The 24,666-nt window shown below is 38.7% G+C and carries 24 protein-coding genes; 13 read left to right on the top strand and 11 right to left on the bottom strand.

Annotated features, from left to right (window positions below; translation table 11 throughout):
• Nucleotides 1–183: 183 nt before the first annotated feature.
• The 5 genes from parC to B806_RS0105790 all read right to left on the bottom strand — a co-directional run bounded on the left by parC (nt 184) and on the right by B806_RS0105790 (nt 6,778).
• Complete coding sequence (gene parC, locus B806_RS0105810) at nt 184–2,403, bottom strand: DNA topoisomerase IV subunit A (protein WP_017385852.1); 2,220 nt, start codon at nt 2,401–2,403, stop codon at nt 184–186.
• Nucleotides 2,404–2,555: 152 nt separating this feature from the next.
• A complete protein-coding gene (locus B806_RS0105805) occupies nt 2,556–3,875 on the bottom strand; it encodes an MFS transporter (RefSeq protein ID WP_005804015.1) in 1,320 nt (439 codons plus the stop codon).
• A gap of 82 nt (nt 3,876–3,957) precedes the next feature.
• Nucleotides 3,958–4,602 (bottom strand): trimeric intracellular cation channel family protein, encoded by a 645-nt coding sequence (locus B806_RS0105800; protein ID WP_002121256.1) that lies wholly within the window; start codon nt 4,600–4,602, stop codon nt 3,958–3,960.
• A gap of 45 nt (nt 4,603–4,647) precedes the next feature.
• Nucleotides 4,648–5,115, bottom strand: coding sequence for a YchJ family protein (locus B806_RS0105795; protein ID WP_017385851.1), 468 nt, complete (start codon nt 5,113–5,115; stop codon nt 4,648–4,650).
• A gap of 73 nt (nt 5,116–5,188) precedes the next feature.
• Entirely contained in the window at nt 5,189–6,778 is a 1,590-nt protein-coding gene (locus B806_RS0105790) for a TerC family protein (RefSeq protein WP_017385850.1), read from the bottom strand.
• A gap of 326 nt (nt 6,779–7,104) precedes the next feature.
• On the opposite strand from B806_RS0105790, the gene B806_RS0105785 reads away from it, so the two are divergent.
• From B806_RS0105785 to dinB, 4 genes are all read left to right on the top strand, one after another.
• Nucleotides 7,105–7,728, top strand: coding sequence for a TIGR00730 family Rossman fold protein (locus tag B806_RS0105785; protein ID WP_002062375.1), 624 nt, complete (start codon nt 7,105–7,107; stop codon nt 7,726–7,728).
• A gap of 171 nt (nt 7,729–7,899) precedes the next feature.
• Entirely contained in the window at nt 7,900–9,291 is a 1,392-nt protein-coding gene (gene mdtD / locus B806_RS0105780) for a multidrug transporter subunit MdtD (protein WP_017385849.1), read from the top strand.
• A gap of 76 nt (nt 9,292–9,367) precedes the next feature.
• Nucleotides 9,368–10,126 carry a GH25 family lysozyme gene (locus B806_RS0105775; RefSeq protein WP_017385848.1) on the top strand — a complete coding sequence of 253 codons (759 nt, stop codon included), beginning with the start codon at nt 9,368–9,370 and terminating at the stop codon, nt 10,124–10,126.
• Nucleotide 10,127: 1 nt separating this feature from the next.
• Nucleotides 10,128–11,183, top strand: a complete 1,056-nt coding sequence (gene dinB / locus B806_RS0105770; protein WP_017385847.1) for a DNA polymerase IV — start codon at nt 10,128–10,130, stop codon at nt 11,181–11,183.
• 4 nt (nt 11,184–11,187) lie between these two features.
• On the opposite strand, the gene B806_RS19275 is transcribed toward dinB, so the two are convergent.
• Complete coding sequence (locus B806_RS19275) at nt 11,188–11,304, bottom strand: hypothetical protein (RefSeq protein WP_079381007.1); 117 nt, start codon at nt 11,302–11,304, stop codon at nt 11,188–11,190.
• 177 nt (nt 11,305–11,481) lie between these two features.
• Between B806_RS19275 and creB the strand changes: the two genes are divergently transcribed.
• The 5 genes from creB to B806_RS0105745 all read left to right on the top strand — a co-directional run bounded on the left by creB (nt 11,482) and on the right by B806_RS0105745 (nt 15,833).
• The gene (creB, locus tag B806_RS0105765; protein ID WP_002009395.1) at nt 11,482–12,204 is read left to right on the top strand and encodes a two-component system response regulator CreB; all 723 of its coding nucleotides are present in this window, start codon (nt 11,482–11,484) and stop codon (nt 12,202–12,204) included.
• Nucleotides 12,205–12,207: 3 nt separating this feature from the next.
• The gene (creC, locus tag B806_RS0105760) at nt 12,208–13,674 is read left to right on the top strand and encodes a two-component system sensor histidine kinase CreC (protein ID WP_017385846.1); all 1,467 of its coding nucleotides are present in this window, start codon (nt 12,208–12,210) and stop codon (nt 13,672–13,674) included.
• A 75-nt stretch (nt 13,675–13,749) separates the two neighbouring features.
• Nucleotides 13,750–15,153, top strand: a complete 1,404-nt coding sequence (gene creD / locus B806_RS0105755; protein WP_017385845.1) for a cell envelope integrity protein CreD — start codon at nt 13,750–13,752, stop codon at nt 15,151–15,153.
• 47 nt (nt 15,154–15,200) lie between these two features.
• Nucleotides 15,201–15,404: a hypothetical protein gene (locus B806_RS0105750; protein WP_014208145.1), complete on the top strand. Its 204-nt coding sequence runs from the start codon at nt 15,201–15,203 to the stop codon at nt 15,402–15,404.
• Nucleotides 15,405–15,479: 75 nt separating this feature from the next.
• Nucleotides 15,480–15,833: a RidA family protein gene (locus tag B806_RS0105745; protein ID WP_017385844.1), complete on the top strand. Its 354-nt coding sequence runs from the start codon at nt 15,480–15,482 to the stop codon at nt 15,831–15,833.
• A gap of 147 nt (nt 15,834–15,980) precedes the next feature.
• Here the strand turns inward: B806_RS0105745 and B806_RS0105740 are convergent, their stop codons facing one another.
• From B806_RS0105740 to B806_RS0105725, 4 genes are all read right to left on the bottom strand, one after another.
• Nucleotides 15,981–16,481, bottom strand: a complete 501-nt coding sequence (locus tag B806_RS0105740; protein WP_017385843.1) for a DUF2726 domain-containing protein — start codon at nt 16,479–16,481, stop codon at nt 15,981–15,983.
• A gap of 315 nt (nt 16,482–16,796) precedes the next feature.
• Entirely contained in the window at nt 16,797–19,175 is a 2,379-nt protein-coding gene (locus tag B806_RS0105735) for a YgiQ family radical SAM protein (RefSeq protein ID WP_017385842.1), read from the bottom strand.
• A 212-nt stretch (nt 19,176–19,387) separates the two neighbouring features.
• Nucleotides 19,388–20,647, bottom strand: a complete 1,260-nt coding sequence (locus tag B806_RS0105730; RefSeq protein ID WP_017385841.1) for an esterase-like activity of phytase family protein — start codon at nt 20,645–20,647, stop codon at nt 19,388–19,390.
• A 147-nt stretch (nt 20,648–20,794) separates the two neighbouring features.
• On the bottom strand, nt 20,795–21,199 hold the full coding sequence (locus B806_RS0105725; RefSeq protein WP_014208141.1) for a helix-turn-helix domain-containing protein: 405 nt from the start codon (nt 21,197–21,199) through the stop codon (nt 20,795–20,797).
• An 81-nt stretch (nt 21,200–21,280) separates the two neighbouring features.
• On the opposite strand from B806_RS0105725, the gene B806_RS0105720 reads away from it, so the two are divergent.
• From B806_RS0105720 to B806_RS0105705, 4 genes are all read left to right on the top strand, one after another.
• The gene (locus B806_RS0105720; RefSeq protein ID WP_017402753.1) at nt 21,281–21,766 is read left to right on the top strand and encodes a DUF2938 domain-containing protein; all 486 of its coding nucleotides are present in this window, start codon (nt 21,281–21,283) and stop codon (nt 21,764–21,766) included.
• A gap of 18 nt (nt 21,767–21,784) precedes the next feature.
• A complete protein-coding gene (locus B806_RS0105715) occupies nt 21,785–22,351 on the top strand; it encodes an NAD(P)H-dependent oxidoreductase (protein ID WP_017385839.1) in 567 nt (188 codons plus the stop codon).
• Nucleotides 22,352–22,355: 4 nt separating this feature from the next.
• On the top strand, nt 22,356–22,589 hold the full coding sequence (locus B806_RS0105710) for a DUF2798 domain-containing protein (protein WP_005065652.1): 234 nt from the start codon (nt 22,356–22,358) through the stop codon (nt 22,587–22,589).
• A gap of 280 nt (nt 22,590–22,869) precedes the next feature.
• A complete protein-coding gene (locus B806_RS0105705) occupies nt 22,870–23,478 on the top strand; it encodes a transglycosylase SLT domain-containing protein (protein ID WP_079381008.1) in 609 nt (202 codons plus the stop codon).
• A 56-nt stretch (nt 23,479–23,534) separates the two neighbouring features.
• Here the strand turns inward: B806_RS0105705 and cysK are convergent, their stop codons facing one another.
• The gene (gene cysK / locus B806_RS0105700) at nt 23,535–24,533 is read right to left on the bottom strand and encodes a cysteine synthase A (protein WP_017385836.1); all 999 of its coding nucleotides are present in this window, start codon (nt 24,531–24,533) and stop codon (nt 23,535–23,537) included.
• Between the last annotated feature and the right edge of the window lie 133 nt (nt 24,534–24,666).

The raw sequence follows: 24,666 nt of genomic DNA, 5'->3' as shown, positions 1-24,666 counted from the left end.
ACTTTCGAACAAGATTATGAGACAGAAGTTTTGACAATTTGACCCTGCCAAATTTTTTGCATGGAGTACAAATTGCGTACTCCAAATTGCTGTCCTTTTAATCGTTATCCAATACCAATAAGTTCAGTTCATTGCTTGAACTTATTGCCATATATAGCGTATTTATGTTGCCCGACGCTAGCTTTATCTCTGAATCAACAGTTTATTTGCTTTTTGATATCCACGTGGTAAGAGGTGACCTTTTGAAGCTCGTTTACCCATGTATTTCTGTAGATCATCACCTTTTAGTTTTAGATGTTGTTGACCTGCAACCACCTGAATTATTTCATCTAAGTTCAGGGTTGTCATGGATAAAATCTGCTCTTTCGCTTCAAGTTGTATCAACTTATTACCTTTACCCTTATTTAAATTTGGCAGTTCTGATAAATCAATAATCAAGAGTCGACCTGCTGAGCTGAGTACAGCCAAATGTGTCATGTTTTGGGCAGATATTAACGGTAGCGCTTTTGACTTTTCAGGTACCGACAAGAAGCTTTTTCCTGCCTTGGCATTAGTATCTAACTGTTTGACTTGAGTTTTAAAACCATAACCTGATGAGCTAGCAGCAATAAGTTCTGACTCTTCATCATCTAAATAGACCTGAATAAACGCGACTCCACTTGCAGGAGCAAGCTTCGAACTTAATGGCTCGCCTAAACCTCTTGCTGATGGCAAACTGCTAATAGGCAAGGCATAACTACGCCCTGTCTCATCAAGGAAATAAATTCGTTGATTGGTTTTGCCCACCGCATGACTTAAATATTGGTCACCAACACGATAGTTTAAATTCTCTGCATCAACATCCGCACCTTTTGCAGCACGAATCCATCCCGCTTCAGATAAAACCACCGTTACTGCTTCAGCCGGCATTAAATCTTGTTCTCTAATCTGAACAGCTTCAGCACGTGCGACAATTGGAGAACGGCGTTCGTCACCAAACTTTTTCGCGTCTTCTTTTAATTCACCAATAATCAGGTTTTTTAAAGATTCTGGGTTTTCTAATTGTTCACGAATAATCGCTGCTTTTGCTGAGAGTTCATCCTGTTCTTGACGGATTTCCATCTCTTCAAGTTTTGCTAAATGGCGTAACTTGAGTTCTAAAATTGCTTCTGCTTGTATCTCATCAATTTTGAAATGATCCATCAATACAGGTTTAGGCTGATCTTCTTCACGAATAATACGAATAACTGTATCAATATCGAGATAAGCAATTAAAAGGCCTGCCAAAATATGTAGGCGTTTTTCAATTCGGTTTAAATGATATTCCAAACGGCGAGTAACCGTTTTTTTACGGATCTCAATCCACTCAAGTAAGATACGACGAATTGACTTAACCTGAGGACGACCATCCTCACCAATCATGTTTAAATTAACGCGATAGCTTGATTCTAAATCGGTAGTCGCAAATAAGTGGCTCATCACCGCTTCAGCATCAATACGGTTAGAACGAAGTACAATCACGAGTCGTGTTGGGTTTTCATGATCCGACTCGTCACGCACATCCACCACTAATGGTAGCTTCTTAGCCTGCATTTGGTCGGCAATTTGAGTGATCACCTTAGAACCCGATACTTGATACGGCAATTCGGTAATCACGATTTCATTTTTTTCGATGGTATAAACCGCTCGCATGCGGTAACTACCACGTCCAGTCGTCTGGATTTTGAGTAATTCTTCAGGCGGAGTAATAATTTCAGCTTTGGTTGGTAAATCTGGCGCTGGAATATATTCAGCCAATTTCTCGTCTGATGTTTGCGGATTACGAATTAAGGCAATTGTTCCTTTAATCACTTCACGCAAATTATGTGGCGGAATATCAGTCGCCATACCAACCGCAATACCAGTTGTACCATTCAGCAGAATATTAGGAACTCTTGCTGGCAAGGTAATCGGTTCTTTTAATGAACCGTCAAAGTTATCTTGCCATTCACTCGTGCCTTGCCCTAACTCACTTAGTAATAACTCGCTGTAGGCAGAAAGTTTTGCCTCGGTATAACGCATCGCAGCAAACGATTTAGGATCATCTGGTGAACCCCAGTTCCCTTGACCTTCAATTAAAGGATAACGATAACTAAATGGCTGAGCCATCAACACCATGGCTTCATAACATGCCGAATCACCATGCGGATGATATTTACCTAGTACGTCACCCACAGTACGGGCCGATTTTTTTGGCTTACCACTGCTTTTTAAGCCCAACTCGCTCATGGCATAGACAATACGGCGCTGTACAGGTTTTAAGCCGTCACTGATATGTGGCAATGCACGGTCCATGATGACGTACATGGCATAATTTAGGTAAGCCTGTTCAGTAAATTCGGCTACAGAGCGGTTTTCTGTCGCTTGATGCGCAAGGCTGGTCATAGTCAGCTTATCTTCCAAATCAGTCGTTATTTTAAGTGAGTCTTATGCTAAGTGGGCTATGTTACAGACACAAGAGGGACTCTGTCACCTGAGCGTCAAATTATGTCTCATCTCTCTATATTTTTAGTTACTTGCTATAAACTTAGGCAAAACTAGAGACCTATCGACTCAAGTCTTTTACCTTGGGTTTCTTCACCTAATATTAAAATTACAGCTGCAACCAAAAGTAAAACAATAGTAAACATCATAAAAACATGGCTAAACCCATTTTTGGAAACCATCATATGAGTGACGACTATCGGCGCCAAAATTCCACCTAAACGGCCCATTGCCGATGCCCAGCCCGAACCAAAAGCCCGAATGTTGGCTGGATATTGCTCTGGCGTATAGGTATATAACACTCCCCATGCACCCAAATTAAAGAAGGACATGAGACAACCCCAAAACATAATGCTATTTACACTATCGGCTTGTCCAAAGAAATATGCAGACAACGCACAAAAACCGATAAATGCAGCGAGTGTAATTTTTCTACCCAATCGCTCTACAAACCATGCCGCTGCCAAGTAGCCTGGTAGCTGCGCCAAAATCATAAGCAAAACATATTCAAAAGATTTAACGATGTCATAGCCCTGTTTCACTAATAAACTTGGCAGCCACGTAAAGATTCCGTAGTAGGAATACACAATTCCAAACCAGATGAGCCAAAGCATTAAGCTTCTGCGAGCAAATTGACCACTCCAAAGTTGTTTAAAAGAGACTTTTTGTCGCATGGCTACAGGCACGACTTCAATATGATGAACAATTTGAACGCCTGCTTGAGCTTCTAATTTTTGAACTAATGCGTGTGCTTCTTCAACACGTCCACGATTAATCAGGTAAGGTATCGATTCAGGGAGTTTTTTCCAAATCACTAAAATATAAATTAGTGGGAGGCCGCCCATAAGAAATGCAATGTGCCAACCAAATTTAGGAATAATAAAATAAGAAATGAGTGCAGCAACTAACCAACCCAAACCCCAAAAACTTTCGAGTAGGACGATAAAACGACCACGTACATGTGCAGGTATATATTCACTCACCAATGTCACTGCAACGGGTAACTGACCACCAAGCCCAAGACCAACAATAAAACGGAAAATTAATAACCACTTCAAATCTGGAGCAAAAGCACATAATGCAGTCGCAATGCTATAGATCGCCATGGTTATAGCAAATATTGTCTTTCGGCCAAAGCGGTCTGCTAAAGCTCCTGAGCAAACAGCTCCAATAGCCATTCCTACAAAACCGATACTCACAATCCAACCGCTTTCGGCTGGTGTTAATGCCCAGTCTTTAACAAGCGTTGTCATGATAAAAGCAATGATACCGGTGTCCATCGCATCAAACATCCAACCTAAACCAACCACCCACAGTAATGTGTAGTGAAATTTGCCAATTGGAAGATTTTGTATACGTGAAACCAGATCCATAGGAAAAACTCTACTGGAAAAAATAAGTGAGCAAGACAATATATTTAATTGTTATATCATGCTCACATCGAATTCTGCATGTTTAATGTTCATCGGTTGAAGAAGCCGATTCTGCATCATCATCTTTATAAATAAATTTAGGCATTTCTAAGCCAAAATAGATTGCAATCAGACGTAAGGTAAAGCCAAAAATTAAAGTTGAAATAACGGTTAACTCTAGGCTTAATCCTAAATCCTGACAAACCCAGTAACAGATGACTGCCACAAAAGAGATACTCGCATAGAGTTCACGGCGGAAAACGAATGGAACATCGTTACATAAAATATCACGTAAAATACCACCAGATACTCCAGTCAACACCCCTGCTACTGCCGACACGACAAAACCATGTCCCATTTGTAGGGCAATCTGACAACCAATGATCGTAAAACCAATCAAGCCTAATGCATCGAGCACCAAAAAGATGTTATGTAAATGACGCATCCATTTGGCAATAATAATCGTGACAAATGCAGCACAACAGGTCAGAACTAAGTATTCCGGATGTTTTACCCAAGTTAAAGGATAGTGGCCAAGCAATACATCTCGCACCGAACCACCACCTAAAGCAGTCACACAGGCAATCAGTACGACACCGAACCAGTCCATACTCCGTCGACCAGCAGACAATGCACCTGTCATGGCTTCCGCAGTAATCGCAATAATATAAATAACGGTGAGTAACATCGCCCTTTCCCTCAGGCCAAACAGTGGGCGTATTTTAAGATAAACTTACAGAAATTGTGCACAGCATTGCTTAAATTTTTTTCCTGAACCACATATACAAGGTTGTTTCATTGTGACCTGCATATCGACCGTTGGGTCGAGGAAAAACCATTTTTGCTGATGATAAACAAAATGTGAAACCTCATGATGAATTTGGGCTTTTTGTCGATCATGATAGTGAGCCCTGAACTCAACCTGTGCATGGGTTTTATCTAACTTTTCGTTGGCGTTAACCACCTCTAAACCCAACCACTGATTTTGTTTGCTCCACTCTGCAATGCTATCTTTATCAAGTGCTGTTTGCTGACCTAAAGCAGTCGTTTGCACAATATAATCAATTTGCTGTAATGCAAAAGCGCTATAACGTGAACGCATAAGCTGCTCTGCCGTTAGTGCTTTGGCTGTGCCTAAATGTAAAGGCTCACAACATTGGGTATAGCTGCCTTTTCCACATGGACAAGTTTGTTGGGTCATTTAGTGCTTCTCAAATAAAAAAAATAGCTCAGAGTTGAGCTATTTTATGATGTTTCTAGACTTAAAACGTCATTTAATCTTTTGATTCATCTTGTTCGATAGAAACAATATGAACTTTCTCAATTTTATGGCCTTCCATCGTAATCACTTCAAAGCGATAACCATCTGCCTCAACAGCTTCACCATTTTCCGGTAAACGGCCTAAATGGAATAACAGGTAGCCCGATAAAGTTGAATACTGCTCACTTTCGTCAACGAGATCACGGCCTAATAAAAGTGATACATGGCGAATATCAGTTGAACCTTCAAGCATTAATGAACCGTCTGCCAAGCTTTCAGCAGCAGCGTCTAACTCATCTTCATCAGGGAATTCACCAGCAATCGCTTCTAAGATATCAATTGGTGTTGCGATACCTTCGATGGAACCATATTCATTTAATACGATAGCCATTTGTAAAGGTGCTTGACGCAATTGCTCCATCACCATAAGCACTTGAGCATTTTCATGCACAATCACAGGTTCACGTAGATGCTTTTGGAAATCAATTACACCTGTTTCAATAAAATTGTTTAAAACTTTATGCGTAAGTGCAATACCCTCAATATTATCAAGTTCACCGCGTGCAACGATCAAACGAGAGTGTGTCATCGACATTAAACGTTCTTTTAAAACTTCAGGTTCATCGTCTAAGTCAATCCACTCAAGTTCAGGGCGTGGAGTCATAACAGATTTTACAGGGCGCTCTGATAAACCCAGTACACCTTGTACAAGCACACTGTGATAAGCGCCATTTTTTTCGTCAAAAACTTCATCTGCAAAAGCTTGCGTCGCTAATACATCCTCTTTATCAGAAGATTGAGTATCTGAAGAACTATTATTTTTACTGCCTAACATACGTAAAACCGCAGAGGCAGTACGATAACGCAAGTCTGTAGTGGTAACTAGCTTTTCCTGATTGCGACGCATGCTCTGATTGATAACTTCTACCAAAACCGAGAAGCCAATTGCAGCATATAAATAGCCCTTCGGAATATGGAAACCAAAGCCTTCCACCACCAAAGAGAAACCGATCATCATCAAGAAGCCAAGACACAGAATGACAACTGTTGGATGTTTATTGACGAAGTCCATGAGTGGTTTTGATGCCCACAACATGATTCCGACAGCAATCACAACCGCAACCATCATGACTGACAGCTCTTTCACCATACCTACAGCTGTAATCACACTGTCTAACGAGAATACAGCATCAAGCACAACAATCTGGACAATGACCATCCAGAATGCAGCGTGAACCGGATTATCTTCTTTATGAAGTTGTTTTCCTTCCATCCGTTCATGCAATTCCATGGTGCCTTTAAATAATAAGAACACACCACCGAATAACAAAATCAAATCACGACCAGAGAATGGATGATCAAAAATATGGAAGAGTGGTTCAGTCAGCGTCACGACCCAAGCAATCGAGGCCAAGAGTACAAGGCGCATTCCTAACGCGAGCACCAAACCAACTATACGTGCTTTAGCTCGTTGCTCTGGCGGCAATTTCTCAGCCAAAATCGCGATAAAAACGAGGTTATCGATCCCCAATACAATTTCAAGAACGATTAAAGTTGCTAAACCCACCCAAGCAGAGGGATCAGACATCCATTCAAAGATCATTGATCCTGCTCCTGTGTTGTTTGGATTTTATCTTTATTTGGCAACACAACAGGCGCGCCTATACAAAGGGGGGAAAATGTTTTTTTAAGACAAGAAATTAAAACGGAGCGACTACAACCACTACCCATATTTGTTCATATGTTGTTAAACGATTTTTTAGTATAGGCAAGATTTAACATAAATTCATCATTTTTATTTGTACATAACCAGCATTCACCAAACCCATACAAAACATGAATCTTTCTTATAAATCTGCTTATAAAGTTGTCATATCTTTTGCTTACTGTAGACAAGAAATATGAACGTGATAAGGTAAAAATAAAACAATGAATAGCGTATTAACAATGGCAGTAAATGATTCACCAATAACAGCTGTAAAAACAAAACAACCTCTTATTGCATTATATTGTGGTTCACGTGCAGGAAATAACCCAATCTACCGAGAAAAAGCAATTGAACTTGCTCATGGAATCGCTGAACAAGGCTTTGGATTAGTCTATGGCGGTGCCAGTATCGGTTTAATGGGACAAGTCGCAGAGAGCGTTCTTGCAAACGGCGGAGAAGCTGTGGGTGTGATCCCTGAATTTATGCTTGATTATGAAGTCGCACATGCAGGCCTAACTGAATTACATGTCGTAGAAACCATGCATGAACGTAAAGCCATGATGGCTGAACGTGCAAGTGCATTTATTGCGTTACCAGGTGGTTTAGGAACATTTGAAGAAATATTGGAAATAGCCACTTGGGGCCAACTCAACCAACATCAAAAGCCCATGATTTTATATAACGTAAATGGCTTTTATAACGCACTTATTGCCCAATTAGACCATGCAGTTCAAGAAGGTTTCCTTCCCCTTCAACATCGAGCTAAATTAATTGTATGTGATGATGTTGATCAAATTTATAACGTCATTAAAAACTTAAAAATGCCAAAAAGATTTGTTGTCTAGTTGTCCACCTACTCTATTTAAAAAAGCGGTTCTGCCGCTTTTTTTGTTTTAACTATTTTCACCTCTGCCTTCAAAAGAACTTAGATTTAGTAAAGGGGTATTCAACATTGGCTTACTTCTTTTAAATTCAATTTGTTTTACACTAGACCAAAACGTTAATTTTCAAATGTTATGAATGCCACGCCGACACACCAAGCTTTGCAACCCGAATATCGACTACTCGTTCTTTTGGTTTCTATTGGCTTTTTTATGCAGGCCTTGGACACAACCATTGTAAATACTGCTATTCCTGCGATGGCTCATCATCTAAATGAAGATCCTTTACGCATGCACAGCGTAGTGGTGGCCTATGTATTATCGGTTGCTGCCTGTATTCCTCTAAGTGGCTGGTTGGCAGACCGCTTTGGTGTCAGAAATATTTTCTTGTCGGCAATCGTCATTTTTACTCTGGCTTCTTTAGGATGTGGACTTTCACAAAGTCTCAATCAGCTGTTATTTTTCCGAGTCATCCAAGGCATAGGTGGCGCCTTACTACTTCCTGTTGGCCGATTATCACTTTTAAAAATTATTCCTCGAACCCAGTTCTTAGCTGCGATGAGCTTAATGAGTCTTGCAGGTTTACTCGGGCCTTTGGCTGGGCCAACTTTGGGCGGATGGTTGGTTGAAGTTGTAACTTGGCACTGGATTTTTCTCATCAATATTCCTATGGGTATACTTGGCATATTAATGACACTAAAAGTCATGCCAAATGTAAAAGAACCCTCAGTCAAAACATTCGATTTGGGTGGCTTTATCTTATTAGTCGTGGCCATGATTGGATGGTCTTTAGGGATCGAACACCTAGCCTCACCTGAATATTCAAAATGGTTTAGCATTTCATTATTAGTCGTCGGAATAATAGCAACACTATGGTATGCCTATCATTCACATACTCATCAAAATGCATTATTTCGTAGCCGACTCTTTAGAAACAAAATTTATGCGATTGGTATTTTAGGTAATTTCTTTGCTCGCTTTGGTGGTAATGCTTTACCTTTTGTTTTACCACTCATGCTACAAGTTGCTTTTGGTTTTGAACCTTTCATTGCTGGTTTAATGATGATTCCCTTGGTCTTGGGCTCATTATTTTCAAAGCCAATTGTCAGACCTATTATTCAAAAAATTGGCTACCGACGTTTTTTACTCATCAACACAACACTCGTTGGATTATGTATTGCCTCTTTTGCAATCATGACCGTCGATACTCCAACTTGGTTTAGAGCCTTGCACTTTTTCTTGTTTGGCACATTAAATTCACTGCAATTTGTTGGCATGAATACATTAACCTTGAAAGACTTGCCTCAACAAGATGCGAGTAGCGGTAATAGTTTCTTGTCGATGATCATGATGCTATCAATGAGTATTGGTGTTGCACTGGCAGGTACCCTCATTAACGTATTTACCAATTATTATGGCCCAGCTCATGTAACCACTGCATTCCATGTCACTCTCATTTGTCTCGGTTGTATCAATGTCATTACTGCTTTTATTTTCTGGCAAATTCCAAAGGATACGTCTGTATAAGCGGTTGCATTTTTAACATGGTTTCTCGCTCGCGAATCACGCTATGATGTCGACTTCAAATTTTAACGAGTTTTGAATGAGCAAACTGGCTAAAACTTTTTTCACATCACGGCACGATACCCTAATCGGAATTGGCTTAGCTTGTGTTATGGGAGTCTTAGCTTATTTTGGTCTGTTCTATCAACAAAAAGCTGTTGCGCAGGATTATCCAGTGCAAGGGTTCGATGTTTCTCATCATCAAGGTGATATTAACTGGAAAAAAATATCACCGGAAAAATTCCAATTCGTCTATTTAAAAGCGACTGAAGGCGGCGATTACAAAGATTCAAAATTTCAGGAAAACTGGCTCAAAGCACGTGAACATGGGTTTCATGTAGGCGCTTATCACTTTTATCGTCTATGCCGTGATGGTAAGACGCAAGCAGATAACTTTATTGCGACTGTACCCAACAAAGCCGATGCCCTTCCTCCTGTTATCGATCTAGAATATGACGGTAACTGTATTAATGCGCACACCAAAGAACAATTACTTAAAGAAATAGGCATCATGCATGACCGCCTAAAACAGCATTATGGCAAACAGCCTATCTTTTATATTTCCAAAACTTTTTACCACATTGTATTAATAGGAAGTTTCCCTGATACACCGCTTTGGGTCAGAGATTACGAAGGAAAACCTGAGCTAAAAGACAAAAGAAAATGGCTCTTTTGGCAGCATAGTAATCAAGGTAAAATTGAAGGCATGACAAAACCAGTAGACTTAAATGTTTATGAGGGTTCAGTCAAAGAATGGCATCATTTTTTACAGCAGCAAGGCATCGTGAAAGCACAATAATATGCGCAAAATCATTCATATCGATATGGATGCCTTCTATGCATCGGTCGAATTGCGAGAGCGTCCTGATCTAAAGCATCTTCCCGTCGTTATTTCTTCGCATCATCCGCGAGCTGTGATTGCTGCTGCCTCCTACCCTGCCCGTGAATTTGGTTTGCGTTCTGCCATGTCGATGAGTCAGGCAAGAAAACTATGTCCTCAAGTTGTCATTATTGAACCAAATTTTGAAAAATACCGTACGGTTTCCGCTCAAATTCACTCGATCTTTCAGAAATATACGCTACTTATTGAGCCTTTATCTTTAGATGAAGCTTATTTAGATGTCACTGAAAACCTAAAACAGATTGCGAGTGCAACTGAAGTTGCCATGCATATTCGAGAAGATATTTTTAGATTAACCGGATTGACCGCATCAGCAGGTGTAGCACCAAATAAGTTTTTGGCAAAAATTGCTTCGGATTGGAACAAACCTAATGGCTTATGTGTAATCAAACCTTCACAAGTTGCTACTTTTATTCAAGACCTTCCGCTTAAAAAGATTCCAGGCGTGGGTAAAGTCACTCAGGAAAAATTACAACAGCTTCAGCTACATACCTTAGGTGATTTACAGAAAATTGAAGAAGCTATTTTGGTTCACCACTTCGGTAAATATGGACAACAACTCTATCTATATGCTCAGGGCATTGACCATAGACCTGTTCAAGCTGAAAGAGCTCGCCAACAAATTTCGAAAGAGACCACTTTTGACAGTGATTTTACTTTGGCTCAATGCCAGCCCTATTGGCATGGATTAGCTGAAAAAGTCTGGCAAACACTAGAGAAAAAAAAACTCAATGCACGTGGTGTGAATATCAAACTTAAACTCAAGAATTTTCAGACTCTACAACATAGTAAAAGCTTTAAAAGACCGATCCAGTCGCTACAGGACTTAATCCAAGTTTTATTTTTATTGTTAAATGAAATGCAGATACCCGAACATTTCCAGTTTCGCTTGATTGGTATAGGCGTTTATCAATTACAAACGCAAGCTGATGACTTCCAGCTTAACCTCTGGTAATTGACTACTTTCCACTCAAAAGAGCAACTTTTAAACAAAATAGACTCCCTTTTACTAAAACTTTAGAGTAACCTAATCCACGCATATTCATTACCCATGTATTTGCAACATGCCAAAGCAACCTTTACTTTCGGCATATCGTCCTGTGATTGGCGTGACGACCAAATCCGAATATTGCAGGGCACAAATGTGCCCTTTATCTTATAAAGAATTATAAAAAATTAATATTACAGCATTTCTCTACCGCATCTTCCGTTAAACTAACTCAATAAAATTACAACATATTAATTAGTTAACCATGATGAGCCCTAAACAAATTTTATGTATTGAAGATGAAGCTGCTATTGTCCTTCCTCTACGTTATGCGCTTGAACGTGAAGGCTGGAATGTCAGTTGGGCAAATACGGGGACTCAAGCATTACAATATCTTTCAGAACAAGCTTTTGATTTTATTATTTTAGATATCGGTTTACCTGATCTTAACGGCTTTGAAGTCTGCAAACAACTACGCCAAAAATCTCAAACACCTTTATTATTTCTTACGGCACGAGATGATGAAATTGATAGAGTTGTCGGTTTGGAAATTGGCGCAGATGATTATTGTACAAAGCCTTTTAGTGCAAGGGAAATTGTGGCTAGAATTAAAGCCATTTGGCGTAGAATGGAAGTACAAATACAAAGTAATTCAAGTCAAAATCCAATCTCTCAGGCTGCAATAGTTGCTCCATGCTCGATATGGTCATGCAATCCACAATCTTTGCAAATTCAATATCATGGAAAATCATTACAACTGACGCGTTATGAATATCGATTGTTATTTTTGTTGATTCAACATCCTGAACAAGTCTTTAGCCGTCAGCAATTAATGGATCATATTTGGGAACATCCTGAGCATAGCTTAGAACGCACAGTCGATACGCATATCAAAAGTTTAAGGCAAAAACTAAAACAAATTACCCCTGATAATGATCCTATTCGGACGCATCGAGGGTTCGGATACAGTCTAGTGAAGTTAGGTTAATCAATGTCCATCTTTATCCGCATTTGGTTTTTCTTTAGCTTAGTGGTGGTACTGAGCCTAAGCTTTATTGCTTATACATTAAACCAACAGGTCAAACCAAATGTCCGCCAAGTGGTCGAAGATACACTTGCTGAAAATGCCAATATTATTGCCCAACTGATTGCAGAAGATGTAGCACAAAAACAAGTTATTACGCCCAAATTTGATCAAAAAATTCAAGCAGCATTATCTCGCCAACTGAATGCTACAATTTGGCAGCATAAAAAAGATGAAATTAATCAACAACTTTATATAACAGATCAGCACGGCATAGTAATCTATGACTCAGAAGATCAAGCCATTGGGCAAGATTATTCAAAATGGAATGATGTTTATTTAACCCTACAAGGTAAGTACGGTGCACGTTCTACTGCAACCACACCTTATGACCGAAACAGCAGTGTAATGTATATCGCTGCGCCGATTACCTACAAACACCAATTAATAGGTGTGGTCAGTATTGGTAAGCCAAATCAATCCGTGCAACCTTATATTACACGTGCAGAACGTCAACTGATTTATCAAGCGCTGTGGATCGCTGCACTCAGCTTATTACTTGCAAGCATGGTGGCATATTGGTTAAGACACAGTATTGATAAAGTACGTCGTTATGCTCAAGCACTAGCACCTGTCAATCAAGCTCCATTTTTCTATTCTGCAAAAGAGCTGAACCAAGTGACTCAAGCGCTCAGTGAAATGCGAGAGAAACTAGAAGATCGTGCTTATGTCGAAAATTATGTAAATACTCTGACCCATGAATTGAAAAGTCCACTCACGGCGATTCAAGCCAGTGCAGAACTATTACAAGATGATCTGCCCTTAGAAGATCAACAACAATTTGCTGCACATATTGTTGAGCAAAGTCATCGCTTGCAATCTCTCATTGAACGAATGCTGTTGCTGACACGCCTAGAGAAGAATCAGCATGTTTTAGAATTCCAAAATGTTGATTTATTAAAACTAATTCGAGATTGTTTGACTCAACAACACAGTATTTTTCAAATTAAACAAATTCAAATAAAGCTGAATCTTCCTGAAGATTGTACAATTTATGCTGATCCCTTTTGGCTTAAACAAGCCATCAATAATCTATTAGATAATGCAAGAGACTTTTGCTCTGAACAAGGTCTTCTCACCATTCAAGTCAGGAAAAATACTGTCACTGATGGCATTGAAATTCTGTTATTCAATGAAGGTGAAGCCATTCCTGAATATGCCTTAAATCGTGTCTTTGAAACCTATTTTTCATTACCACGTCCGCATAACCAGCAAAGAAGTACAGGTATCGGACTAAGTATCGTGCAGCAGATTATCCAACAGCATCAAGGTCATATCACTATTCAAAATATCCCTGAAAATTATTTGGATTTTTTAAAGCAACACAAATCGGGAGTATTGGTAAAAATTTTACTTCATCAAAACTTCACATAAGCTTCAACTGCAACTCATTTAAAACGCATATCGATTCGAGACACTGGTCATATCAGAATGACAATGGAATCCACTATGCGTAGAAACTTTATCAATCTTAAAATAGGAGCGGTTTTATTCCTAATTTTGATTTTTTATATTGGCCTCTTTTTTATTTCAAACTTGGTAGATGAACGCCAAAGCTATCAACAACAAGTAATTCAAGACATTGCAAAAGAACAAATTCGCCCCCAACAAGTGATCGCACCATATTTAAAAATCCCTTATCAAGTTCAAACCATATGTACCGATGAGCAAAAGAAAACTTACGCTTGTATCCAAACATTATTTGTCACCCTAGGGGCAGAATCAACGGACTGGAAAGCTCAGTTTAAAGTTTCTGATAACACTTACAAACGCAATATGTATAAAGCAATTAGCTATCAAAATCACATGTTAGGTAAAGGTGTATTTAAAGGCACAATGCTTGAATCACAACGCAACTATCTTTGGGATCAAGCTGAAATCATTTTTCCTATCCAAGATGCTCGCGGTCTAAGCGCCAAGCCAACATTTAATATTGATGGAAAAAATTATAAATTTGACTTTTCTGCGCAAAGCCAAGGTCAACATGGCTTTGATCTTCTTCATCTCACCAGCAAGCAATATCCTGAACTGATCCTAAAATTGCAAAAAGGTTTTAGCTTTAGTCTGCAATTTGATTTAGAAGGTTTAAGCGAATTTGCCTTTGTTCCAACCAGTTACGAGATGACCTATCAAGCTAAAGGCAATTGGGGAGATGTCAAATACGATGGTCAAAGTTTGCCTTTTAAGAAACTGAGCAAAAAACAATTCTTTGAAGCTGACTGGAAAAATATTGCTTTAGGTAAACGTAATTTAGATCGTCTCTCAACCTGTGCAAATAGTCAGTGTTTTTACCAAGCTGTAAATACTCAAAGCAATCTGATCAGTAATGTTGACGCTGCTTATGCTGCTTCAAATACATCTTCAAACAACATTTCTGGTATTTCAACGCAGTTTTTAGAACCCGTTAATATTTATACCCAAACTGATCGTGCCATCAAATATGGCATTATGGTGATCATTATTACCTTTGGTTGCTTCTTCTTATTTGAAGTATTGAAAAGTCTTAAAATTCATCCTATTCAGTACGCTCTGGTGGCTATGGCACAAGGTGTATTCTTTGTTTTGCTTTTATCTATAAGTGAATATTATGCTTTTGGCCTAGCCTACCTCGTTGCGGCAGTTGCATGTATTGGTTTGATTACTTGGTATTTATACTTTGTCGTTCAAGGTTTTAAAGCCGCCATACTCTTCGGTGTTTTGCTCAGTGCTTTATACGGCATGATGTATCTATTACTACAATCCAGCGGCAAGACCTTCCTTTTTGGCTCTATTCTTTCGTTCATACTAATTGCATGTGTCATGTACATCACACGCCATGTTAATTGGTATCAGTCCGAACAACAGCGCATCTAAATCTATCGGACGAAGTTAAATTTTTATATTAAAATTAGGATCTTACCATGTATCAAACGACCAAATCAGCTTTAAATCAACTCAAACAATTGTGTCCAAATCAAAGCTCCGTTGCAGCTTGCTTGAATCAGCTTCGGCGCGCCAAAATCCAATTTTTAAATTTAGGTAATATTATTGTTTGCCCACAATACCGCTCTATTCTTATTTTCAAACAGCGTAAATTAATGGAAATAGAAACTTTTTCAGCCTAATTTAAAGAAATTTACACTGCATTAGAATTGTATCAAGTACAATCTTTTCTATCGTTTTTATATCAGGTAAAACTTATGTCTGTGCAGCGTTTACACGTTACTTCACGCTACTGCGAAGTTGCGATTTCAGGTAATTTGGTACACCTAGCTGGGCAACTCGCAGATGATACAAGCGCAGATGTCACAGGGCAGACTCAACAAACTTTAGATAATATTGACCGTCTATTGGCAGAAGCTGGAACAGATAAAACCCATATTCTTTCTGTCATGATTTTCCTAAAAGATATCGAAAAAGATTATGCAGCAATGAATGCTGTTTGGGATGCATGGATTAGCGAAGGGAACCCACCAGCACGTACATGTGTAGAATCAAAACTCTATGCGCCAGATGTACTTGTAGAAATGACGGTTGTTGCGGTACTTCCATAATTTTTATAATTATAAATCCATGTAAAATTGAGCAATATCTTGGGTGATATTGCTCAGTTTTTTAGTAATTTTAAAATTTTGAATTTCAACATTTTATTAAGATCTTCTTAAATGAGCTCTCAGATCAATTCTGCTAATGTCGAATTTTTAAGGCTTCACAAAAGCATTTGACATTCTTTCTAGCTGAGGTGTCGCATGTAAAGTTGCTAATTCTGATTCAGGACTCAATAAGTCTCTTCTTAAGTCATGATAATCAGGCACACTGCTATAATGAAGAACACGATAGCCAGCCAATTGTAATAGGCGACGCTCGTATTGTTGATGCGCTCGGCGTAAACCGTTTTCCCCTAGAACAACAACTACAACTACCTGATAATTTTGATCAAGCACAACAAAATCAGCTGACATATTTTGATATTTACGACGTGTATGCGCGTATTTTGTAGTTAAAAGTGCATCAAAAGATACATGCGCTAATACTGTAAATTTGGGCAAAACAGTTTGTAGTCTGGTTAAGGTCATTTGCTCATGGCTAGTTAACACTGCACGGCGCTTTAAAGCACTATCATGTTGATGCCTTCGTGACAGACTTTTCACTGCCATAACAACAACCAAAAATAATAATAAGATCGTGATTAAATAATACATGGGCCTAATCCTTTAAGTTTTTTATAATGATTTTGCTAGATCACACTTTGTTTTAATTGATAACGACACAGCCGTTTTTTAAAAGGTTCACTTAGTAATTTCACTTGTAGTTATCAAGCTTGGCTTAAATTTAGCCACCCTCAACATTATTTATAATCATAGAATCAATAACAATCAAGTGCAGCTCGTCAGATTTTGGCTATTTATCATTATTCGTTACGTTTTTTGTACTTTAAATCCTCAAAAATCTCATTATACGATTTAAATAGAGTCATAAAAAACAAAACAGGCTCTATTTAAGAGCCTGTTTTATCATTATCCACGAACTTTAGATTTAGGTTTACTTTTCCCGCCAAACGGTCTTTTTTCTCCTGTTTCACGGGGAGGTAAACCATTATGTTGCGTTAGAACCTGTCCTTTTTGTGGACGCTTTTGATTCGAATGATGATTCGTTTGCTGGTTATTTCGTTTAACCGAATCACCTGCTGTAGACGAATTTTTCTTACGAGCAGACTTATATTCCCCTTCTGTACCTTTTGGCTGATAAGTCGGAATTAAATGCTGCTTCGAATTACCAATTAAATCTGCACGACCCATCTCTTTTAAGGCTTCACGAAGTAATGGCCAGTTGTTTGGATCATGATAACGCAAGAATGCTTTATGCAGACGACGGCGTTTTTCACCTTTTACAATATCAACTTTTTCAGTATAGCGAGCTACTTTAGCAAGTGGGTTTTTACCCGAATAATACATGGTTGTTGCAGTTGCCATTGGCGATGGATAGAAAGTCTGTACCTGATCGGCACGGAAACCATTCTTTTTCAACCAAATTGCAAGATGCATCATATCATAATCTGAAGTACCCGGATGCGCAGCAATAAAGTAAGGAATTAAATATTGCTCTTTTCCTGCTTCTTTACTAAAACGGTCAAACATTTGTTTGAAACGATCATACGTACCAATACCCGGTTTCATCATCTTAGATAACGGGCCTTGCTCGGTATGTTCAGGAGCAATTTTTAAATAACCACCTACGTGGTGCTGTACCAGCTCTTTGACATATTCAGGGTTGAGTACAGCAAGGTCATAGCGCAGACCTGAACCAATCAGAATTTTCTTCACACCTTTAATAGCGCGCGCTTTACGATAAAGCTGCACTAATGGCGCGTGATCGGTATGTAAGTTTTGACAAACACCCGGATAAACACAAGAAGGTTTACGACAGTTCTTCTCAATTTCTGGGTCTTTACAGTGCAAACGGTACATGTTTGCTGTTGGGCCACCTAAATCTGAAATAATACCAGTGAAGTTTGGTGCAGTATCACGGATTTTTTCAATCTCACGTAAGATCGAATCTTCCGAACGGTTTTGAATAATACGCCCTTCATGTTCTGTAATTGAACAGAATGTACAGCCGCCAAAACAGCCACGCATAATGTTGACCGAGAATTTGATCATATCAAATGCAGGGAAACGAGCATCACCATAAGTAGGATGTGGCAAACGTGCATAAGGTAAATCAAACACATAATCCATTTCCTCTGTAGTTAGAGGAATTGGAGGCGGGTTAATCCACACATCACGTTCACCATGGCGTTGCACCAACGCACGAGCATTACCTGGATTAGTTTCAAGGTGTAAAATACGGTTTGCATGTGCGTAAAGCACTTGATCATTTGCCACTTCTTCAAAAGAAGGCAAGCGAATAACCGCCAACTCTCGTGGTGGCAATTTGTGTTTAATCGCTTTTGACGGTGCCGGCTTTAATTGAACGATTTGAGTGTCGTCATCAAGTTTGTCGCCTTCACGCACAATCGGATTTGCAACAATCTCTTTTTGGAAATTTTGATACTGAGCTAAAGAGTTACCCTTTTCTTTTTCAACCTCACAGCCATCAATATCTTCTGTCATGACATATGGGTTAATAATTGGATCAACACGCCCAACCGTATCTACATCATTACTCGCAACTTCAACAAACTTTGCTTTTGATGCTTTATTATGTTTATTAATAATAAATGCCGTACCACGAACATCTGTAATCTCGTGGATTTTCTCACCTTTAGCCAAACGATGCATCACATCAATAATGGCACGCTCACCATTACCATACATCAGCAAATCGGCTTTTGAGTCCATCAAAATCGAACGACGGACTTTATCTGACCAATAATCGTAGTGTGCGATACGGCGTAAACTGCCTTCAATACCACCTAATAACACAGGTACATCAGGGAATGCTTCTCGACAACGTTGGCAATAAACTGTTGCTGCGCGGTCTGGACGTTTATTTGGTTCATTATTTGGAGAATATGCATCATCCGAACGGATTTTACGATCTGCCGTATAACGGTTAATCATCGAATCCATATTACCTGCGGTTACACCCCAAGCAATTGTTGGCTTACCTAAAACTCGGAAGCTTTCAACATTGGTCCAGTCTGGCTGCGCAATAATTCCGACACGGAAACCTTGTGCCTCAAGCACACGTCCAATCACACCTGATACAAATGATGGGTGGTCAATATAAGCATCACCACAGACTAAAATAAAGTCACACGCATCCCAGCCGAGTTGGTCCATTTCTTCTCGTGACATCGGCAAAAATGGCGCTGGTTCAAAACACGACGCCCAATATTTGTCGTAATCAAACAGCGCTTTTGGCGCAGTTTGCATGGTATAAGCGGTAGACATGGCTTGCGAATCTCGGCTAGCAGATGAAGGAGAGACATCTAAAGATGAAAGCCGATCATTTTAACATGAATTTCATTCATTTTCCCTGTTTATAAAACATGCGAAAACAACGATATAGAAATTAATTTGATTAAACTTTACTCAATATTTTATTCTTGTAATAAATACGGCGGACCAAAATCCGCCGCAGTTTTAATTTTTATTTATAGAGCTTAGAACAAAGCTTTTGGCAAACGAATTTGAATAATCTCGTTATCGTCAGCCAGTTTTGCGTTACGTCCTGTCGAACCAGGGAAATTATTATCATTGAAAACCGTCAGCGTTGTGCCATTTTCAATAATTACATCTTCAATGGTTTCAAATGGAAAAGCAAAAACCTCCCCCGTACCAATATCCCCTGCTCTAGCTGTGCCATACAACAAATTCGGGTTAGCAATTTTAATTAAATCGACTAAATCTTCACGGCTGACTAGCTGACCTGACTCATTCAATTTAATACGGATTAATTTTTTATATCCACCTAAATTGTTCTGAGTCGCATCACGTTCAATAATAATTCCTTCTTTATCATTAAAGAGTTGGAAGTCACCAATATTGGTTGCCTTGCTGTCTAATTGAAACCAATAATATTTCCCTGTATACGCTTTCTTCTTAATGTCGAATTGAGAAATCAGCAACTGTCTTTCCGTTTCTCGAATTGATTTAATTGGCTTTTCTATAAGAGGGTAAAGATACTGCCCATCTGGCGAAATCGCCATTCCTTCAAAACCACCACTTTGTTGAACTAGAGGTTCTACAAAATTAATTTGTGCTTTATTAAACTGATTTTGTGGTGAACGTAATTCTTGAGTCGGATGTAACGGATTTGGCAGAGCAATCGGTGCATCTAATAACACACCATCTGCTGAAAAATGAAGTAAATAAGGCCCAAACTCATCTCCAATCCAATAGGTTCCATCGCTAGTGCGTTGCATTGACTCTGGATCAAAATCAGCGCCCGTTAATAAACGCTCAGGTGTATTACCATTGATGATATTAAATGGAATTAATTTATTCGGATCACGCAATTGGATAAAACTTTGTACAGTAACTTGACCGGTGCCTTTAGTTTTAGTTTTGAAATCAGGCTTTATTTTATAAATACGAAGTAAAAAGTCTGATGAATTATCTTGAGTGCCAAAACCATTATCGGCCATTGCCATATAACTGCCATCTTCATTTTTTAATGCAGCAGAAAACCCCTGTACAGGTTGACCTTTAAATGGAGGATAAATTCCATTTGCACCTTTTACATAGGCACCAGATTTTGGACCAGCAGCATAAGTTTCTACAGGTAATTTGGCAAAAGAAATTAAAGTTGGTTCAGTAACTTTTTCAGTAGGTGAAGTTTGTTCTTGATCGTTATCATCATTACATGCCGTCAATCCTAAACTTGCGCAGCATAATAATGCCGCTAATTTTTTTTTGCTCATAGTTTTATACAGTTGGTAAAAAATTAAGCAAATTTAATCAAGCTTATATGAAGTTTTTACTTCAAAAAGATGAAATCTTTATGGCGAAAATATGACAAACCCAACTGTGCAATACAAACACAAACTAAATAACTTCATCAAAACGAATTAAAGTTTCGTTGGCTGATATTCTCCAGCAATTGCTGCTTTTAAAAATTTTTGGAAAGTTGGACATTCCATATGATTTTCGGCAGGACATACAGCAGCATGTTCTAATCCTTGGCTGATAAAATGCAATCGTTTTGCCATTTGCTCCAACTGTTCAGCTTTATCTTTTAATTTTTGCCGATCAAGTTCAGGCTTACCATCTTGTCCAAACATTGCAGCAATCTCATTTAAAGAAAAACCCGCAGCACGACCCAAAGAGATTAATGCCAATTGATCAATGATCTGCTTACCATATTGTCGACGTAAACCTTGCCGCCCTATCGATTTAATTAATCCCTTCTCTTCATAAAAACGTAGTGTAGCCGTTGTGACTTTTGCCTTTTTAGCAACTTCACCAATATCCATAATAACCTCTTGACTTCAAGTGAACTTGAACTTGCACAATAAATTTATCACATTTCATACGTATAAAAGCAAGGTGTAAAAATGAATACCTCCACGTTGTTCTTTCAAGCTTTATGTCTTGGTATTGGTGCAACTATATTTATGGATATCTGGCTGTTCATATTAAAGATATTCAAAATTCCGACCTTAAATTTTGCCTTCCTCGGCCGCTGGGTTGGTTGGATATTTCAAGGGAAACTTATCCATCAATCTATTGCAAAAAGCCCTCAAATTAAGGGTGAATATTTATTGGGTTGGATTGCTCACTATAGTGTTGGGATTATCTTTGCATTGAGTTTTCTTTTCATTATTGGTTCAACTTGGCTTAGCCATCCTCAGTTTTACTCAGCTCTAATGTTTGGTGTAGTCACCGTTCTCATTCCATTTTTTATTATGCAACCTGCGATGGGTAGTGGCTTTGCTTCATCAAAAACACCGCATCCTTTTTTGAACTGTCTAAAAAGTTTGATGAACCATAGTGTTTTTGGTTGTGGCTTATATCTCACTGCAAAACTATTTCAAATTTAAAGAAAAAGGAGACTGCTCATGAAGACTGTTGCCATCATTTACCATAGCCGCCAAGGTCACACCCAATTTATTGCTCAGCAAATTCAAACTGGTATTTTGAGCCATAAAAATATGAAAGGAGATTTACTCAATACTGAAGATATTATCAACAGCCCAGAAATTCTCATCCAATATAACGGCTTAATTTGGGGATCCCCCACTTATTTAGGTGGTGTGTCTTCCAAGTTAAAACAACTCATGGACGCAACTGGTCCATTATGGAAAAAACAAAGTTTTAAAGGAAAATTAGCGGCTGGATTTACCGTTTCATCTCTTCCTGCTGGTGATAAACAATCCACGCTAATTTCGATTTTCACCTTTTGTATGCAACACGGCATGTTATGGGTCGGTAATCCAATCATGCCTGAACAGCACCAAGGCATTCCTTATACGCAAGCAGCCAATCGTCTCGGTTCATGGTCAGGCTTAATGGCTCAGACTGAACATGGCAGTAATGCAGATGGTTTTGATGAAGGAGATATTAAAACTGCTCAACAATTTGGAGAAAATTTTGCATTGACCTTAAATGCTTATCAAGGAATATAAGGCCATGAAAGCACAGAAACTTTTATTCCTCTTAATTTTATCAGGAATGATGTCTTTTATAGTTTCAGGTATTTCAACTTTCAAGGCTGTAGGGCTAAATCATCACTTCGTTTCATTATGGTTATCGGCTTGGATCATTGCATGGATATTAGCTTTCCCAAGTGTATTGATTTGTGCTCCTATAGCCCAGAAATTAGTCGACATCATATCTAAGAAAGTTGAAAAAAAACGACTGTAAGTTAAAACGTACAAAACTTGCGGTGATTTGCGGATATTCAGCTTTAGTATTTTTTCTTAGTATATAAATCATAGAGAGACAGGATGTCTCATTGAAGAAGAATAAGAACGCAGGAAGCGGTAATTGACAGGAGTTAACTACATAAAGCTGAATACGAAGAAACCTCGACAGGATGTCGGGGTTTTTTCATTTTAATTATACAAAATTCTTACTTTATAGATGTGCTGAGCAACAGAACTTATATTGATCCGATAAGTACGGCTGAATACCATCATTTCATTTGAAATTTGATTATTGGTTTTGTATTTTGCTTACCTCATCTTTAGCTCAAGATCATTTTGAACCATCACAATTACACCGCCTTAGCCTCAAATTTTTTATTATTGCATTGATGACAATAATGACAGGGTGTACAAGCTTAGGACCTAACAGTGGTTCATTTTCTTGGCGCTCAAATAAACTCTCGTCTGGCTTACAAAAAGCGTATTCTGTTCCAGCGAGCACAGCCAATCGGCTATCGCCAATGATTATTCAAAGTGCTGACCAATATAATGTCCCCCCTCTTTTACTCGCAGCAGTCATCAGGCAAGAGTCTAGTTACAATAGTAATGCTCGCTCTCCTACTGGCGCCGTCGGTTTAACTCAAATTATTCCAAGTTATTGGCAACAAACTTGTGCGGGGAATTTATATGATGAAACCACTAATATTCAATGTGGTGCTTATATCTTAAATCACTATTATCAGTCAGCTGATAGTTGGTTCAAGGCAACAGCTTATTATAATGTGGGACCAACTGGATATGAGCGAAGCTTCTGGACACGACACAAAGCAAAAAAATATGCTCGATCTGTGAAACGTCATCAGAAAACTTTAAAAAGTGCATTATAAATTCAGATCAAATAAAAAAAGCCCATCTATTAATGGGCTTTTTTACATAGTTAATTTTATTCGTCAAATAAACCTTCAAATAAAACAGAAGATAAATAACGTTCTCCGCTATCAGGAAGAATAACAACTATTGTTTTACCAGCATTTTCAGGACGCTCTGCAATTTTAGCTGCAGCAGCCAAGGCAGCTCCACTTGAGATACCTACCAAAATACCTTCTTGAGTTGCACAGTTTCTCGCCCATTGAATTGCTTCTTCACTACTCACTGGTAAGACTTCATCAACCAAATCCAAATCAAGATTTTTTGGAATAAAGTTTGCACCAATTCCCTGAATTTTATGAGGTGCAGGCGTAATACTTTCACCATTTTTAATTTGAGTAATAATTGGAGACTCAGCAGGTTCAACTACTACTGAGTACAATGGCTTATTTTGGACCTGTTCAAAATAACGAGAAATACCCGTTATCGTACCTCCAGTACCTACGCCAGCAACTAAAATATCAACCTGCCCACCTGTTGCTTGCCAAATTTCTGGGCCAGTTGTGTCCACATGAATTTGTGGATTGGCTGGGTTTTCGAATTGTTGAGGTAAAAAATAAACATCTGGCTGCTCAGTTGCTAATCGTACCGCTTCATCAACCGCACCTTTCATCCCTTTCGCCGGTTCAGTTAGAACTAAATTAGCACCTAAAGCTTTTAATACTTTTCTGCGTTCAAGACTCATACTGGCTGGCATAGTCAAAGTAATTGGATAACCCTTCGCCGCCGCAACAAAAGCCAATGCAATCCCTGTATTACCACTAGTTGGTTCAACTATATGCATGCCTTCTTTCAACACACCTCTTTTTTCTGCATCTGCAATAAGTGCAGCCCCAATACGGCATTTCACAGAAAAGGCAGGATTACGACTTTCCACTTTCGCTAATACAGTTGCACCAGTTTTAATTAAACGGTTGATACGAACTAAAGGAGTATTACCAATAGCTTCTGCATTATTTGAATAAACTGCGATACCTAAATTATTGGGTGTTGGGAATTGTTGATCAGTAGACATGTTATATCCTTATTAGACTTGATATGAATTTCTTCCATTATAATCATATAAAGAATTGAGGATACAAATTCCACGCAATAAAAAACACCCCCATTCATTAGAACGGGGGTGTTTAGAATAATGAGCTGGCGAT

Origin of the sequence: Acinetobacter sp. TG2027 (assembly GCF_000302435.1) — a bacterium.
Lineage (GTDB): Bacteria > Pseudomonadota > Gammaproteobacteria > Pseudomonadales > Moraxellaceae > Acinetobacter > Acinetobacter pittii.
The sequence above is the reverse complement of the archived record's forward strand: the minus strand, read 5'-3'. Positions and strand labels throughout refer to the sequence as shown.